The following is a 13,803-nucleotide window of genomic DNA, read 5'->3' as shown; positions in this document are numbered from 1 at the left end:
AATGGTCCCTGTTGTTCTAATTACTTTTATATTATTTTTAGCATATTACGCTTATCGGCGTAAACAGATTGACAAAGTCAATACACAAAAAGAATCTGATTTCTGGCAGCGTGAAAACGATGCAAACAGTACACGCAAACAGGATATCACAAATTTAGATTACATCCAAATTCCTGTTGATACTTTTCCTATCGGTGCTTATCCAAACGAAGGATACGAGGAAACGGAACAACAGTTACTTGCTCTTTCCGAACAGAAGATCCTGAATTTAACCGGCATTTCAAACACGGATTTAAAACTGCAGTACGGTGTTTCAAACCTGGCTATTCTTAGCGACTGTGATGAACGCTTTACTACGCTCGTTCGCCTCTTAACAGATTATGCAAAAGGCCTTGCCGAACATGCACACATCGATGATGCTATCCGCGTTTTAGAATTTGGTGTCAGCATCAAGAGTGATGTTACGGAGAACTATACGCTCTTAGCCGGACTCTATCAGGAAAAAGGCGAAACCGCCAAAATTTCTGATCTTATCGAAAGTGCCGATTCCTTAAACTCGCTTTCGAAAGACACTATCCGGAAAAAATTAAGAGAGATACTGTCTTAAGATTCCCATTTTAGAATTCTATTTATTATTTTAACATCCTGCCATATTGGCTGATGATCCGGTCAACCTGGCGGGATGCTTCATTTCTTGTCAGTGTTTCCCATTCCAGATTAAGGTTTATTTTATGATAATCTGCCAATTCTTTCAAGTGCTTTTTTTGTCTGGCTGTTGCCGGAGTCTGCCGCTTGGCTTTATAAATCAGTGGCTTAGGCTCAAAGACATCTGCCTGCACCGCCCCGAATTCCTTCTCTAACCTTTCATAGAGCAGATAGGTCGCTTTTGCATCGTCTAAGGCACGGTGATGGTGTCCGATCTCGATTCCATAGTATCCGCAAAGAGCATCCAACGTCCTTTTTTCCAACGCCGGCAGACATCTTCTGGCTATCTTTAACGTATCTGCCGCCTTTCGTTCAAAGGACATCTTCCGGTTGATCGCAGCCTGTTTTAAAAAACTATAATCAAAGATCACATTTTGTCCTACTAAAATATCTTCCCCAAGAAATCCAAAAAAGTGATCTAACACCTCATCCTCTTCTTTTGCTCCTGCTAACATCTCCTGATCGATCCCGGTCAGTTCTGTGATCTTTTCCTCTAATAGCTGGTGCTGCCGGATCAGCATGGAGCACTCGCTGACGATTTCTTTTTTTCTGACCCGTACTGCCGCCACCTCCAAAATCTTATGATGTTTTGGATTGAGTCCTGTCATTTCTAAGTCAATGACGCAGTAGTCCTCTAACATCATTTTCCACTTCCCTTACATAAGTCTGACAAAAAACATTCGGTACATTTCGGATTCCGTGCAGTACAGATACTTCTGCCAAGCGTGATGATCTGTATATTGTAGAGGATCCAGTGGTCTTTTGGCAGTACCTTCATCAGATCGTATTCAATCTTAACCGGATCATCCTCTTTGGTAAAGCCCAATTTTTTTGAGATCCGTTTGACGTGGGTATCCACAACCACACTCGGTTCATGGTAGATGTTTCCACGGATGACATTTGCGGTCTTTCTGCCGACTCCCGCTAATGCGGTCAGCTCTTCTAATTCCCTTGGCACTTCTCCGTCGTATTTTTCCACTAAGGTTCTGGCACAGGAAATGATGTTTTTTGCCTTATTGTGATAAAATCCGGTCGAATGGATATCCTGCTCTAACTCTTTTAAATCCGCATTAGCAAAGGCTTCTAACGATGGATATTTCTGAAACAGGTCTTTTGTTACGATATTGACTCTCGCATCGGTACACTGCGCACTTAAGATAACGGCGATCAGAAGCTGCCACGGTGTCTCATGGTTCAGATAACAGACATACTCCGTTCCATATGCTTCATCCAGTCTTTTTAAGATTTCAGCGATTCTCTTTGTCATGGCAATTCTCCCTTCTCTATTACCTGTATTCCTGCCTGATTCGTCAGCGGATTTCTGTGTTCATAGTCAAACAGTACAAAATACTCGTTGCAGGACTCCGGCAGTTTTTCAATACTCCGCTCCTGCTCGGTCGGAAATCGATAGGTAAATGGCTCTAAATGGCTCTGTTTGCCTTTTTTGCAGACTTTCCGGCTGATTTCTTTATACGGCTCTAAATCTGTGGCAAATGCCGGACGGCTCTTCATGTTCTCGCGATAATATAGATCAAAGGTCAGGGATTGTTCTAACATTCTCATATCCGTCACATACTCTTTTGCAAACTCTAACAGGATCTCGCAACGGCGTATCCTTGTATGTTTCAGATGAAAATAACCCTGCATTTCATAAAATTCTCCCATCTTTTGGAACATCTCAAACCCACCGTCAAAAAACTGCTCTAAGATTTTCATTGTAACTTCATACTGGTGGCTGTTATAGTACACCTCTAACATTTCTTCCACCTGTTTGATCTTTAAGACTTCATCAAAGCTCAGCCAGTTCGTTTTCATAACCTCATAAGGTGGCTTGGATTGATAGATCAGACCATATTCTCTGGCATGTTCAAACATATAAGAACCTTTTAGCACCTTTAAAAATCCAAGCTGGAGCTGCTCCGGCTTTAAGTCGTAAATCTCATCAAACGACTTCCGGAAAGTCTGATAATCCTCATACGGCAGTCCCGCAATTAAATCTAAATGCTGATGGATGTTGCCCGGTGCCTGTATCCGTCTCACGACTGCTTTTAGTTTTTCTAAATCCATGGTCCGGTGTATTTCCTGTATTGTGACATCATTCGTGGACTGCACACCGATCTCTAACTGTATGAGCCCCGGACGCATTCCGGCAATATATTCTAATTCTTCCTCCGTCAGCAGATCTGCCGCCACCTCAAAGTGAAAATTCGTCTTTCCCAAATCTTTTTCTTTGATAAATCTCCAGATTTCCATGGCATGTGTATGACTGCAGTTAAAGGTCCGGTCTACGAATTTGACCTGGGGCACTTCCTGTTCGATAAAAAAGCCGAGTTCTTTTTTTACCAGCTCGATATCACGAAACCGCATTTTTTTATCGATCGAAGAAAGACAATAACTACAGGAGAACGGACAGCCTCTGGAGGATTCATAATAAATGATCTTGTTTTTGAACTGTTCCATATCTTCATAACAGAATGGGATCGTGCTCATATCCACCGGCTCTGCCATTCCGGTAAATGCCACCGTTTTGTCCCGTTTCCGGTATGCGATCCCCGGAACCCGCAAAAGTTCTTCTTCCCGCTCACTTTCCTCTGCTTCTATATAACAGCGGCACACCTTTTTAAACGTATGCTCGCCCTCTCCGATAAACACTCCGTCGATTCCCGGATTTTCTGCTAATAACGTCTCTACCTCATAGGAGACTTCCGGCCCGCCAACCCAGATCGGTGTATTCGGACATAATTTTTTTAATTCTTCTATTAATTCCTTTACATACGCAATATTCCAGATATAGCAGGAAAAACAGATGACATCCGCATGCTCTTTGTAAATGCCTTCTAAAATCTCCTCTACTCTGTTGTTGATCGTATATTCTAACAGTCTGATATGTTCCCGATATTCTTTTGCATATGCCCTTAAGCTGTAAACTGCCAGATTGGAATGGATGTATTTTGCGTTGATCGCGTTTAGTAGTATTTTCATAATTCCTATCATATCACAAGGGTTTCTTCGTAACAAGTTCTTTCCTGCGAGGATGGATAAGACATAGTTTGCAATAGTGCCGCGAGGGCGTACCTTTCAGATATTCCAAGTTTCCTTGTGCAGATCATTCCGATGAACCTCTGAAAGCAGGAATCGTGTGCGCCAGTGGGCTTCACGATTCCTTGAGTTTCATCTCCATTGCACAAAAAGAAACTTTCCATATCTGAAAGGTTCTCCCCGCGATCTACTCTTTGGTTTTCTTTGCTTTGCATCCTGCTTAGGTGTCATACTTGTTTCTCAGGGGCATATTTGTATGGAAATGGGGGAATGCAGGTAAATGTAATGGGGATAGGTATCTTGAAATATTTCATTGGTGCAGTTGGCTACACCGCTTATGAACCATACCTTTCCCATTATTTTACGCGAAAAGAAGGTGTTCCCCGCCTTTCGGCTTTGGAACACCTTCTTAATTTCTCATTCCCTATTTATCATCTCATCACAATGTAACGGACGATGACATCGATCCCTGCTGCGATCAGAAGTGCTCCGCCTCCGATGTAGGCTTTTGACTTCTGCTCAAATCCCAGCCGGTAACCCGTATAGAGCCCGATGATGACCATTGCGATCGTGACGCAGATAATCATGATCAATACTGCTTTTATATCTGCCTCTAAGAATGCAAATGCGATTCCTGTCAGGATCGTGAATATCGTTCCTTTTGCGATCGAAAAGAAGGTTTTTTTAATATCCAGACCATCTTCCCGTTTCTCTACGATCCTTTCATTTCTCCATGCTTTAACAAACATCCGAAGACCCATGCCAAACAGGATCAGAATTGCAAGTATCCTTCCTATAAAGGCTTCTCCACTCAGTTGTGTATCATACTGGTTCAGGAGAGTTACCAAAAAGCTGCCGATGAGAAGTGCGATTGTCTGCCACAAGGCGATCACGGTAACTGCCATGGATAAGCGTTTCTTTTCCAGTTTTGCGACTAATGCACCCTGACACTCTACTGCCGCAAAAGTATCCAGCGACATGCCAATGGTAATCAGCACAATTTCTATCCAGCTCATTCCTCCCTCTCCTTTCCGTTTCTGTTAGTCTTCGTCTGTTCCTACGCCCTCAGTACGGATAATGAATTTCACTTCTCCAAGAGTATCCTCAGAAATATCTGAGAATGACTGATAATCTGAACCAGCCTGCATTACTGCTACAACTTTGTTTAACATACCTTTGACATCGCCATTGTAGGTATCTGCTAACTTCTGTATTCCTTCTTCATCGAATTTTACCATTCCCTCATTCAATGTTACGGAACCGTCTGCTAATTTGCCAACACCATCTGTTAATGCCGGTACCTGATCAGCAAGTGCCTGTGTACCATTCTTTAATGCGTCCATTCCTGTTACTAAGCTGTAACCGTTAGACTGTACTGCTTCAATTCCTGCTGCTACTGTTTTCTTTGCTGACTCAGCTCCTGCGATCGCACCCTGTGCTGCTCCACTCTTAGCTCCTGATAATGCTGCTGTCTGAGCTGCCTCGGTTGCTCCTGTTACGGCACCCTGTGCTGCTCCGCTCTTAGCTCCTGTGATCGCTGCCTGCTGTGCTGCTGCTGTTGCTCCGGATACTGCTCCTGCTGCTGCTCCACTCTTAGCTCCTGTTACAGCTGCCTGCTGCGCTGCTGCTGTTGCTCCGGATACTGCTCCTGCTGCTGCTCCCTGTTTTGCTCCTGTTACGGCTGCCTGCTGTGCTGCTAATGTTGCTCCTGCTACCGCACCCTGGGATGCTCCCTGTTTTGCTCCTGCTACCGCACCTTTTTCTGCTCCCTGCTTAGCTCCTGTTACGGCTGCTTTCTGTGCTGCCTGCGTTGCTGCATTCTCACATGCTGCCGCTACATTTGGAGCGGCTCCTTCTCCGATCTGTGCTGCCATAGCATCGATCAACTGATAAGCCTGTGCTGTTGCATCTTCATCACTGATGCTGCCGCCTGCTGCTGCTACATTTGCCTTGATACCTGCTTTTAAGATTGGGAGAAGCTGTGCATTTCCCTTTAATGCTGCAGAAACAGTACTTGTAGTCGTTGCTTTTGCCTGATCTTCAATTGCCTGACGCTGTCCTGCATCAAATTCTGCTTTGACTGCTGCGGCTGCTAATTTCTGGATATTGCCTGCCTCAGCATCTACAAGCTGGTCTGCCTGGCTCTTAATATCTGCTTCCTGTGCTGTTACAAGTGCTTCCGCCTGTTTTGCAATTTCTGCCTGCTGTGCTGCTACGGTATCAGCTGCCTGTTTCTTAATCGCTTCTGCCTGTGCATCTACGGTTGCAGACGCCTGTTTTTCAATGCTTTCTTTCTGAGATGCCACCGTATCGGCTGCCTGTTTCTTAATGGAATCTGCCTGTTTGTCTACGGTATCAGATGCCTGTTTTTCAATGCTCTTCTTCTGGGATGCTACCGTATCGGCTGCCTGCTTCTTAATGGAATCTGCCTGTGCATCTACGGCATCGGATGCTTTCTTCTCGATATCTTTCTTCTGGGATGCTACCGTATCGGCTGCCTGCTTCTTAATGGAATCTGCCTGTGCATCTACAGTCTCTGATGCCTGCTTAGAAGCGGCTGCTTTTTCTTCTTCTGTCATTGCAGTATTTAAGGTTGCATCTAAGGAAGATACACCATTGCGAAGAGATTCTGTGCTGCTGTTTAAGGTGTTTGCACCATCTGCTAATGCAGGAACTTTACTTCTTAACTGCTCTAAACCTTCACGAAGCTCTTTTGTTCCGTCTGCTAACTGTGAAGAAGAATCAGAAAGTGTATCAATTGCATCATCTAAATCGCTTAAGTCTACGAAATCTTCTACATTGTCGCTGCTTGTAATACCGCTTAACATAACGCTCATGGTCATATCCATGGAGAAATCTTTTACGTCAGCAGTTACTTCTACATATTCCGGGATATCAATATCTTCGGAGAAATCAGAAGAAGTTACTTTTAAGCTGTCCTTTAAGCCCGGCATTGCAACGCCGACCACCATGTTCTTGTCACCGTCAGAAATAACTTTACCATTCTTAACCTTAACGTTTGTAAAGCTGTCGTCTAAGATCATTCCTGTCATAATGGTAAATGGTACATAAACGCTATACTTCTTACCGTCTACAGTTGTAGTAGTTTTCTGGTTGTTCTTGTAATCAAAACGGATCGTAACTTTTCCGCTCTTGCCTGCGATCTCATCCGGATCCATCTTCTCACCGTCTAAGTAGTAAGAAATGGTCTGTTTTACAGGAAGCTCTTTATCTGTTTTTCCCTGATAATAGATGTCTTTTCCTTTTGCTTTCCAGGTGATCTTTCCGTCTTTTTCTTCAAACTTCTCTTTACCTTTGACATTCTTGATGTCTTTTAAGTCTGAAACGTCTTCAATTGTCTCATTTCCATCCGGGTTCTTTAACCAGTCACTGACAATGACATCTTTTGCTTTTCCGGAGTTATCTGCAACAACGTAAACAGTCTCTTCTTTTCCGACTTCTTCGTCTGCTGCTTTGCTGATCTTAGAAGAAAGAACTTCTTTTAAGTCTTCTTCATCATCTTTGTTATCTTTTTTGTCTTTCTTATCGGTAGACTCCTGTGTAGTCTCTGCCTTTGTAGATGTCTTTGCTGCATTAACAGTGTATACACCGGCACTTCCGCCTGCAACGGCGATGGTTAATACGCCGGCTGCAATACGGATCACATATTTATTTTTAAATCTTCTTTTTAATTCAGGTAATTTCATCTTGGTTCCTCCTTAATTTTTTTGCACAAATCCTTTACTTGTCTTGCAGATTATCTTATCAAAAATCATAAACATGGACGGCAGTATGAAGATTACTACGAACATACTGATGATCGCACCTCTTGCCATCAGTGAGCAAAGAGAAGCTATCATGTCTACGTTTGAATATAGACCTACACCAAATGTTGCTGCAAAGAAACTCAACGCACTGACAATAACGGACTGCATAGATGCTCCTAAGGCAGATGTAATTGCCTCCTGCTTTTCTACTCCATTGTATCTTGCTTTACGATACTTCGTTGTCATCAGGATTGCATAGTCTACGGTTGCTCCTAACTGGATCGTTCCAATTACGATTCCTGCAATAAACGGAAGTTTCGTTCCTGTAAACGCCGGAATACCCATGTTAATGAAGATAGCAAACTCAATAACCGCTACTAAGATAATTGGTAAGGATATTGATTTGAATACGCATGCAATAATTAAGAAGATCGCACCAATGGATACTGTACTTACGACGTTGAAGTCATGGTTTGTGATCGTGATCAAGTCTTTTGTACAAGGTGCTTCACCGATCAGCATCGCATTTTTATCATACTTCTTCATGATCTTTTCAATCTTATCACACTGATCATTTACTTCATCAGATGCTACTTTGTATTCAGAACTGATCATCAACATCTGATAGTTCTCATCCATAACAACTTCTTTGATGTCTGATGGAATCATCTCTCTTGGTACGGTTGGTCCTACCAGACTGTCTAAACCAAGGGTCGCTTTTACACCATCCACGTCATCAATCTTGCTCATCATCTCGTTCACTTCTTTTGGCTCTAAGGATGAATCACAAAGGATAATGTGTGTAGAGTTCATTGCAAATGTTTCGTCTAACTTGTCGTTTGCGATAACACTGTCCAGATTTCCCGGAAGTGTACCGGCTAAATCATAGTATACTTCATAATGAGTATAACCCCAAAGTGCAGGAATTAATACGATAATAAATGTTACGATAAATGCTTTGTAGTGTTTTACTACCCATCCGGAAATAACACCTAAATCCGGGATGATCGCTTTATGTCTTGTCTTGTCGATCGCTTTATCAAATACAAGGATCATAGACGGTAACACAGTTACACAGCAGATAACTCCGAAGATAACACCTTTTGCCATGGTAACACCAAGGTCAAGACCAAGGGTAAAGCTCATGAAGCAGAGTGCTACGAATCCTGCTACGGTTGTGATGGAACTTCCGATAACGGATGTTAAGGTGTTCGAAATTGCATGAGCCATCGCTCTCTTCTTATCATCCGGGAAACGCTCCTGGTTCTCTTCATAAGAATGCCACAGGAAAATGGAATAGTCCATCGTAACACCGAGCTGTAGTACCGCCGCAAGTGCCTGTGTGACATAGGAGATCTCTCCGAAGAACACATTCGAACCTAAGTTGTATATAATTGCCATTCCGATACTTAATAAGAAGAATACCGGGATCAATGCAGAGTCCATAGTCAGTGAAAGTACGATGACTGCAAGGATTACTGCGATGAGTACATAAATCGGTACCTCTTTGTCTGACAGGTTCTTCGTATCTGTAACGACTGCCGACATACCACTTATGTAACACTGTTTGTCTGCTACGCTTCGCAGCTCTTCGATCGCATCCATTGTTTCATCGGATGACATGGAGCTGTCAAAGAAAATTACCATTAAGGTTGCATCCTTGTCCTCATTGATGAATGCATCCTGTACCTTATCCGGTAACATGGTTTTTGGAATAGATAAATCTGCTAAGGAATCATACCAGAGAATTTTTTTCACATGGTCTACTTTTTCCATGTTCTTTCTCATCTTTGAAATGTCCTGATCTTCCATTCCTTCTACTACGCACATGGAAAATGCTCCTGTGCCAAATTCGTCCAAAAGAATGTCCTGACCCTTCATGGTGTCAATCTCTTTCGGTAAATAAGTTAGGATATCATAGTTTACTCTTGTGTGAAAATATCCTAGTGCTGCTGGGAAGAGCAAAATAATACTCACTATCAAAATCGGAATACGTAATTTTACTACTCCCTTTCCAAAATTAATCATCTTTCCTCATCTCTTTTCTTTAATCTCGAACTTGAGTATAAAAAAAAAGACCGAATAAATAAATATTCAATCTTTTTTTGCTGTCTTTTACGATTATACATTTCGGTGCTTTTGTATTGCGCCCTATACATTTCTATCCATGTGTATATTTTGTTACTACATTTCAGATAATATCTCGTCCAAAGAACGTTTTATGACATATTGATAAATATCTGCCACTTCTTTTGGCGGTATCACCATATTGCTCTTGATCCAGCTGATCGCCACAAAACACATGGACTGGCTGTAATACTCTGCTAAATGATCCGGTGTCAGCCAGGCATGTATCGGTTTCTTTCCGGTTACCTTATTCTCAATAACTCCTAAGATGATCTGCTTGATACAGGACTTTACAATACTCTCAAAGGAATTCTGTCCTTCTAACTTACACGCCTTACTATAGAAGTCCCGCTCTTTTTCAATGCTTGTAAACATCAGCACCAATGCCTCATGCACCATACCATTCTGAAGAAGCGGTCCGATTGGTTCTATGATTTGTGACATGATGATCCATTCTAACAGTTCATACTTGTCTTGAAAATGATTATAAAATGTCGGACGGATGACTCCCGCTTTATCTGTAATTTCCTTAATTGTAATCTTTTCTATCGGCTGTTTTAAGGTCAGCTCTTTAAAACTTTCCGCTAACAATGTGTCTACGGCGTTCTTTCCCTGATTTGTCATAAATTTCCTCTCAACTGCAACGGAATGATCCTTCTTCTACGACAGCTATAAAATAGCACGAAACCGTAAATATGTCAAATTTTACGTCCCCTTTTTGGTCTCTTTGTGTCATTCCTCCTCATCAAATTCCACGGTTACAAAATATCCTTTTTCTGTCTCTTTTACATCTATGACTTTTCCTTCTCTGCTCTGTAAACGTTCGTTATATTTATAGTTTGCAGACATTGCATACGCCCGTCCTAAGGTATAGTAATAGGAATTTGGCAGTTTACCCTCTGTGACCGGCAGGATATCTCCGACTTCTAAGAGTCCTGTCCGCTCCATTTTAAATTCCATTTTCCGCATTTTGTTTCCTCGATCCTTCTATTATTATTCCTCTATGCTCGGATTCTTCTATGTTCTGATTCTTCTATACTTTAACCCTTATACCTTCTTTTGGGTCACAAATAATGTTGGCAGTGCCATTTCGCTGTACTGTGTGGAAATGATCTCGCTCTTTGAGATTCTTGAATACACTCCCCTGAATTTTCCACCATAAGTAAATAATCCGGTCAGGTTATACACCGGGAAAAATGTACGCTCGCCCTGTGCTAAATCCACGTTCATGGTCTGATACGGCACACAGAATTCCTGGATCAGATAGGTGCTGTCTGCATCGTTTCTTTCCTTATAGAAGTATTCCTTCCATTCCTCCGCATTGCACTCCACCCCTGCATGGATTCCCTGTGAACCGTAAGAATCCTCCGGCTTTAAGATCCACTTGTCTTTTTCGGTTAAGATTTCTTCTATATTTAAACGTTCATCATGGATGCTGTAGGTCATCGGTACATGAGCCTTTACAAATGCATTTTCTTCCTCTGTCAGAAATGCCTGCGTCTGTGGCAGATGTAATATCTTGTATAGGATTTTATTGTGGGCAATCTGCGTTCTGAAATCTCCAATCAGACATACGGCATTGTCCTTTACTGCTGCAATGAAATCTCCCACTTCTTCATAGTGCTTCATGATATCACTGGTGACAGCACGGCGGTAAATTGCATCCACCTGCATTCCATCCGGTGTATACAATGCTCCGTCCTGATATACCAAATCCCGAATCTCACAAAGCTGTGCGTTGCATCCATGCATCCTAAAATGATCTGCAAAAATCTGAAATTCCATCTCTGTCGCATTTTCCATAAAATCCACGATCGCCACATTCGGATATTCTTTGGAATCCTGACTGCTATGGTAAATCTCTAAAAATGTCTCCACCCAGGAATCAAAAAGCTCGAAACTCTTGAACTCATGGGTTTCTGCCATTTGCTGATAGGCTTTTGTCTTTTGGATCGCGATGTTTAACTCCCTGTCCTCGTTCATTGCCGAAGTTCCGTCGGTGTTAAATTCGCAGAATTTGAAATCACCTGTTTCTTCATTATAAAAGATGTCGATCCTTGCGATCGGGATCGGGCTGTCATAGGTCGGTTCTCTTAAGATCAGTTCCTCTAACTTCGGCTCGAATCCAAAAAGCCTCCGGTAATCCTTGTCTTTTGCATAGGCATCCATAACCTTATAAAAAATGCCACACATCGTACTGACCAGATCAGAGAATATCCGCTCCTCCCGTCCGGTAAAAATCTTTGGAACATAGAGTGCTTTGACACATCTGCCATGATACTGCGCTGTCGAGTTACGGATATATTCGTTTGCCTCTTTTGCCGTCCTCTCATGGGCTTCTATGTCCTGTTTCGTAATCTCAATATATTCATTTGTCAATCTGGTTGTCTCGCTCATTCTGATGCCTTCTTTTTTCTAATAATTTCTGCATTGGTTCTTGGGAAAACTGCTGTAGGTAGGCAAAGATCTCGCCTGCCTTTCTTCCATATACCATGCCGTCTTCTCCATAGCTTATGACATTTTCTTTCGCCTGTGCAATATCCTCTTCTGTCGGATTTCCCAGATACCTGCGTATCTTTGTGATATTTCCTCCATAAAAAATATCCCGAATCAGGGAGACATAGGCAAATGCTTCTTCCTTTGGAAGACTGTCTGCCATGCGGATTTCAATATAATTTTTCAACCGCACATCCGGGAAAACCATGGACAGCATATGCTCAATCTCTTCCTCTGTCATGAGTCGTTCTCTATAGTACTCCGCTGCTGACCACTCTCCGGTCGGCATAATAATACCGTGGTCTTTCGCAAAGATGAGCGGCACATGATAGACATATTCTGCATAAGTATAAAAAGAAAATTCCTCGCTCATGCTTCCCGGAACGATTCCGCATCGTTTCTTGTCCACATGATTCCAGATTTCTGTCCGTGGAATATGTTTTTTTACGGGAATTCCGTCTATGACCGCTGTGTTCTCTGTCAGCAGTGCCAGCACCGGGGATAACATCTGAGCAAGCTGGAATTTTTTCACAAAATCCTGCTCGTTCAGATAGTCGATCGACACCTGCGTGGAAGCACTTCCGCGCATCATGCGGATTCCCATGGTCTCCGTGTGCTTAAAATATGCATCCATGTATTCATATCGTCTCTTTGGGATCAGTGGCAGCTCTGCGGCTTTTGCATACGGCTGATAGCCACAGGTTTCGAGCCGCATATGGCGTAGTCCTAAATAGGACTCCATTCGTTTTAAGAATCCTTCGTAGATCTGTTCTAATTCCTGTACGGTCTTTCTTGGAAAAATGCTGATTTCTAACTGGGCTGCCGGCTCTAAACTGATCGCATACTCCATCGTCACACAACCTAACAGGGAACGCTGCTCATACTCGCACTGTTCGTTGCCAAATACTGCTTCTAACAATTCCGCTATCTCTTCATATGTTGCATTGGTATTGTCTTCTTTTATAACAAAATGTTCTATTTCAACTCCGATCCTACGGTTATAATCCTCCTTACAGCCTGCACGAAAATAATCTGTAATCTTTCTTATATTCATTCCTGCAAGATCCATCACTCAGCCTCGTCTTTCTATGTTGTTTCCGTTTTGCTTAGTATGCCTAGATATTCCCCCAATGTTTCAAACTCGTCCTCAAAAATACAATGACATAATGCATTTTTACGAATTCCATCTAAACACTCTGCAAAATCCATCCATAAGACCCCGCTTACTTCTTCCTTTTGTAAACACATTCCTTCCGGTTCTATGTTTTTCTCCAATATAAAAATAGCACTGATTTCATGATTATGAAAGGGTTTTCCATAAAATTCCTCTTTTACGTCCCCTTCGTGCATGCCAAGAAACCGTAAGTCCTCTGGGCTTACGGCGATTCCAAGTTCCTCTTCTAATTCCCGGACTGCCGATTCCCTGTAATCGGCTCCTGCCGGCAGATGTCCGGCGGAAGAGATATCGTAACATCCCGGAAATGAATCCTTGTCATCACTCCGCTTTTGCAGCAATACATCATAGCCGCTCTTTTTATTCTTCCGAACCAGCCACACATGGGAGGTTCCATGAATGTCACCGTCCCGATGTACCAGTGAACGCGCCTTGACCTCCCCGGTCGGATTGCCTGCACTGTCACGGATATCAAAATATTCTTCCATACTCTGC

At 42.6% G+C, this 13,803-nt stretch carries 12 protein-coding genes; 1 reads left to right on the top strand and 11 read right to left on the bottom strand.

What is annotated here, in order from left to right; all coding sequences use genetic code 11:
• Position 1 precedes the first annotated feature (1 nt).
• Positions 2-607: a hypothetical protein gene (locus tag WMO43_RS11595; protein ID WP_177962385.1), complete on the top strand. Its 606-nt coding sequence runs from the start codon at positions 2-4 to the stop codon at positions 605-607.
• Between the two features lie 25 nt (positions 608-632).
• Here the strand turns inward: WMO43_RS11595 and WMO43_RS11590 are convergent, their stop codons facing one another.
• From WMO43_RS11590 to WMO43_RS11540, 11 genes are all read right to left on the bottom strand, one after another.
• On the bottom strand, positions 633-1,349 hold the full coding sequence (locus tag WMO43_RS11590; RefSeq protein ID WP_353531300.1) for a 3'-5' exonuclease: 717 nt from the start codon (positions 1,347-1,349) through the stop codon (positions 633-635).
• A complete protein-coding gene (nth, locus tag WMO43_RS11585) occupies positions 1,346-1,972 on the bottom strand; it encodes an endonuclease III (protein WP_177962386.1) in 627 nt (208 codons plus the stop codon). The genes WMO43_RS11590 and nth overlap by 4 nt, the downstream gene beginning before the upstream one ends.
• Complete coding sequence (locus WMO43_RS11580) at positions 1,969-3,687, bottom strand: B12-binding domain-containing radical SAM protein (protein WP_353531352.1); 1,719 nt, start codon at positions 3,685-3,687, stop codon at positions 1,969-1,971. Before WMO43_RS11580 ends, nth begins: the two co-directional genes overlap by 4 nt.
• A gap of 488 nt (positions 3,688-4,175) precedes the next feature.
• Entirely contained in the window at positions 4,176-4,760 is a 585-nt protein-coding gene (locus WMO43_RS11575; RefSeq protein ID WP_177962388.1) for a manganese efflux pump MntP, read from the bottom strand.
• Positions 4,761-4,784: 24 nt separating this feature from the next.
• Positions 4,785-7,451, bottom strand: coding sequence for a cell envelope integrity TolA family protein (locus WMO43_RS11570; protein WP_353531299.1), 2,667 nt, complete (start codon positions 7,449-7,451; stop codon positions 4,785-4,787).
• Between the two features lie 12 nt (positions 7,452-7,463).
• On the bottom strand, positions 7,464-9,539 hold the full coding sequence (locus WMO43_RS11565; protein WP_353531298.1) for an efflux RND transporter permease subunit: 2,076 nt from the start codon (positions 9,537-9,539) through the stop codon (positions 7,464-7,466).
• A 156-nt stretch (positions 9,540-9,695) separates the two neighbouring features.
• The gene (locus tag WMO43_RS11560) at positions 9,696-10,262 is read right to left on the bottom strand and encodes a TetR/AcrR family transcriptional regulator C-terminal domain-containing protein (RefSeq protein WP_353531297.1); all 567 of its coding nucleotides are present in this window, start codon (positions 10,260-10,262) and stop codon (positions 9,696-9,698) included.
• A 108-nt stretch (positions 10,263-10,370) separates the two neighbouring features.
• The gene (locus WMO43_RS11555) at positions 10,371-10,607 is read right to left on the bottom strand and encodes a hypothetical protein (RefSeq protein ID WP_177962392.1); all 237 of its coding nucleotides are present in this window, start codon (positions 10,605-10,607) and stop codon (positions 10,371-10,373) included.
• Between the two features lie 78 nt (positions 10,608-10,685).
• Positions 10,686-12,035 (bottom strand): circularly permuted type 2 ATP-grasp protein, encoded by a 1,350-nt coding sequence (locus WMO43_RS11550; protein ID WP_353531296.1) that lies wholly within the window; start codon positions 12,033-12,035, stop codon positions 10,686-10,688.
• The gene (locus WMO43_RS11545; protein ID WP_353531295.1) at positions 12,007-13,203 is read right to left on the bottom strand and encodes a glutamate-cysteine ligase family protein; all 1,197 of its coding nucleotides are present in this window, start codon (positions 13,201-13,203) and stop codon (positions 12,007-12,009) included. Before WMO43_RS11545 ends, WMO43_RS11550 begins: the two co-directional genes overlap by 29 nt.
• Positions 13,204-13,220: 17 nt before the next feature.
• A complete protein-coding gene (locus tag WMO43_RS11540; protein ID WP_353531294.1) occupies positions 13,221-13,796 on the bottom strand; it encodes an NUDIX hydrolase in 576 nt (191 codons plus the stop codon).
• Positions 13,797-13,803: the final 7 nt, after the last annotated feature.

Origin of the sequence: Maccoyibacter intestinihominis (assembly GCF_040096355.1) — a bacterium.
GTDB classification, from domain to species: domain Bacteria; phylum Bacillota; class Clostridia; order Lachnospirales; family Lachnospiraceae; genus Maccoyibacter; species Maccoyibacter intestinihominis.
The sequence above is the reverse complement of the archived record's forward strand: the minus strand, read 5'-3'. Positions and strand labels throughout refer to the sequence as shown.

Excerpts from the sequence above, each read along its gene's own strand:
- WMO43_RS11595 (WP_177962385.1), top strand. The coding sequence starts at position 2 with ATGGTCCCTGTTGTTCTAATTACTTTTATATTATTTTTAGCATATTAC.
- WMO43_RS11590 (WP_353531300.1), bottom strand. The coding sequence starts at position 1,349 with ATGATGTTAGAGGACTACTGCGTCATTGACTTAGAAATGACAGGACTC.
- nth (WP_177962386.1), bottom strand. The coding sequence starts at position 1,972 with ATGACAAAGAGAATCGCTGAAATCTTAAAAAGACTGGATGAAGCATAT.
- WMO43_RS11580 (WP_353531352.1), bottom strand. The coding sequence starts at position 3,687 with ATGAAAATACTACTAAACGCGATCAACGCAAAATACATCCATTCCAAT.
- WMO43_RS11575 (WP_177962388.1), bottom strand. The coding sequence starts at position 4,760 with ATGAGCTGGATAGAAATTGTGCTGATTACCATTGGCATGTCGCTGGAT.
- WMO43_RS11570 (WP_353531299.1), bottom strand. The coding sequence starts at position 7,451 with ATGAAATTACCTGAATTAAAAAGAAGATTTAAAAATAAATATGTGATC.
- WMO43_RS11565 (WP_353531298.1), bottom strand. The coding sequence starts at position 9,539 with ATGATTAATTTTGGAAAGGGAGTAGTAAAATTACGTATTCCGATTTTG.
- WMO43_RS11560 (WP_353531297.1), bottom strand. The coding sequence starts at position 10,262 with ATGACAAATCAGGGAAAGAACGCCGTAGACACATTGTTAGCGGAAAGT.
- WMO43_RS11555 (WP_177962392.1), bottom strand. The coding sequence starts at position 10,607 with ATGCGGAAAATGGAATTTAAAATGGAGCGGACAGGACTCTTAGAAGTC.
- WMO43_RS11550 (WP_353531296.1), bottom strand. The coding sequence starts at position 12,035 with ATGAGCGAGACAACCAGATTGACAAATGAATATATTGAGATTACGAAA.
- WMO43_RS11545 (WP_353531295.1), bottom strand. The coding sequence starts at position 13,203 with ATGGATCTTGCAGGAATGAATATAAGAAAGATTACAGATTATTTTCGT.
- WMO43_RS11540 (WP_353531294.1), bottom strand. The coding sequence starts at position 13,796 with ATGGAAGAATATTTTGATATCCGTGACAGTGCAGGCAATCCGACCGGG.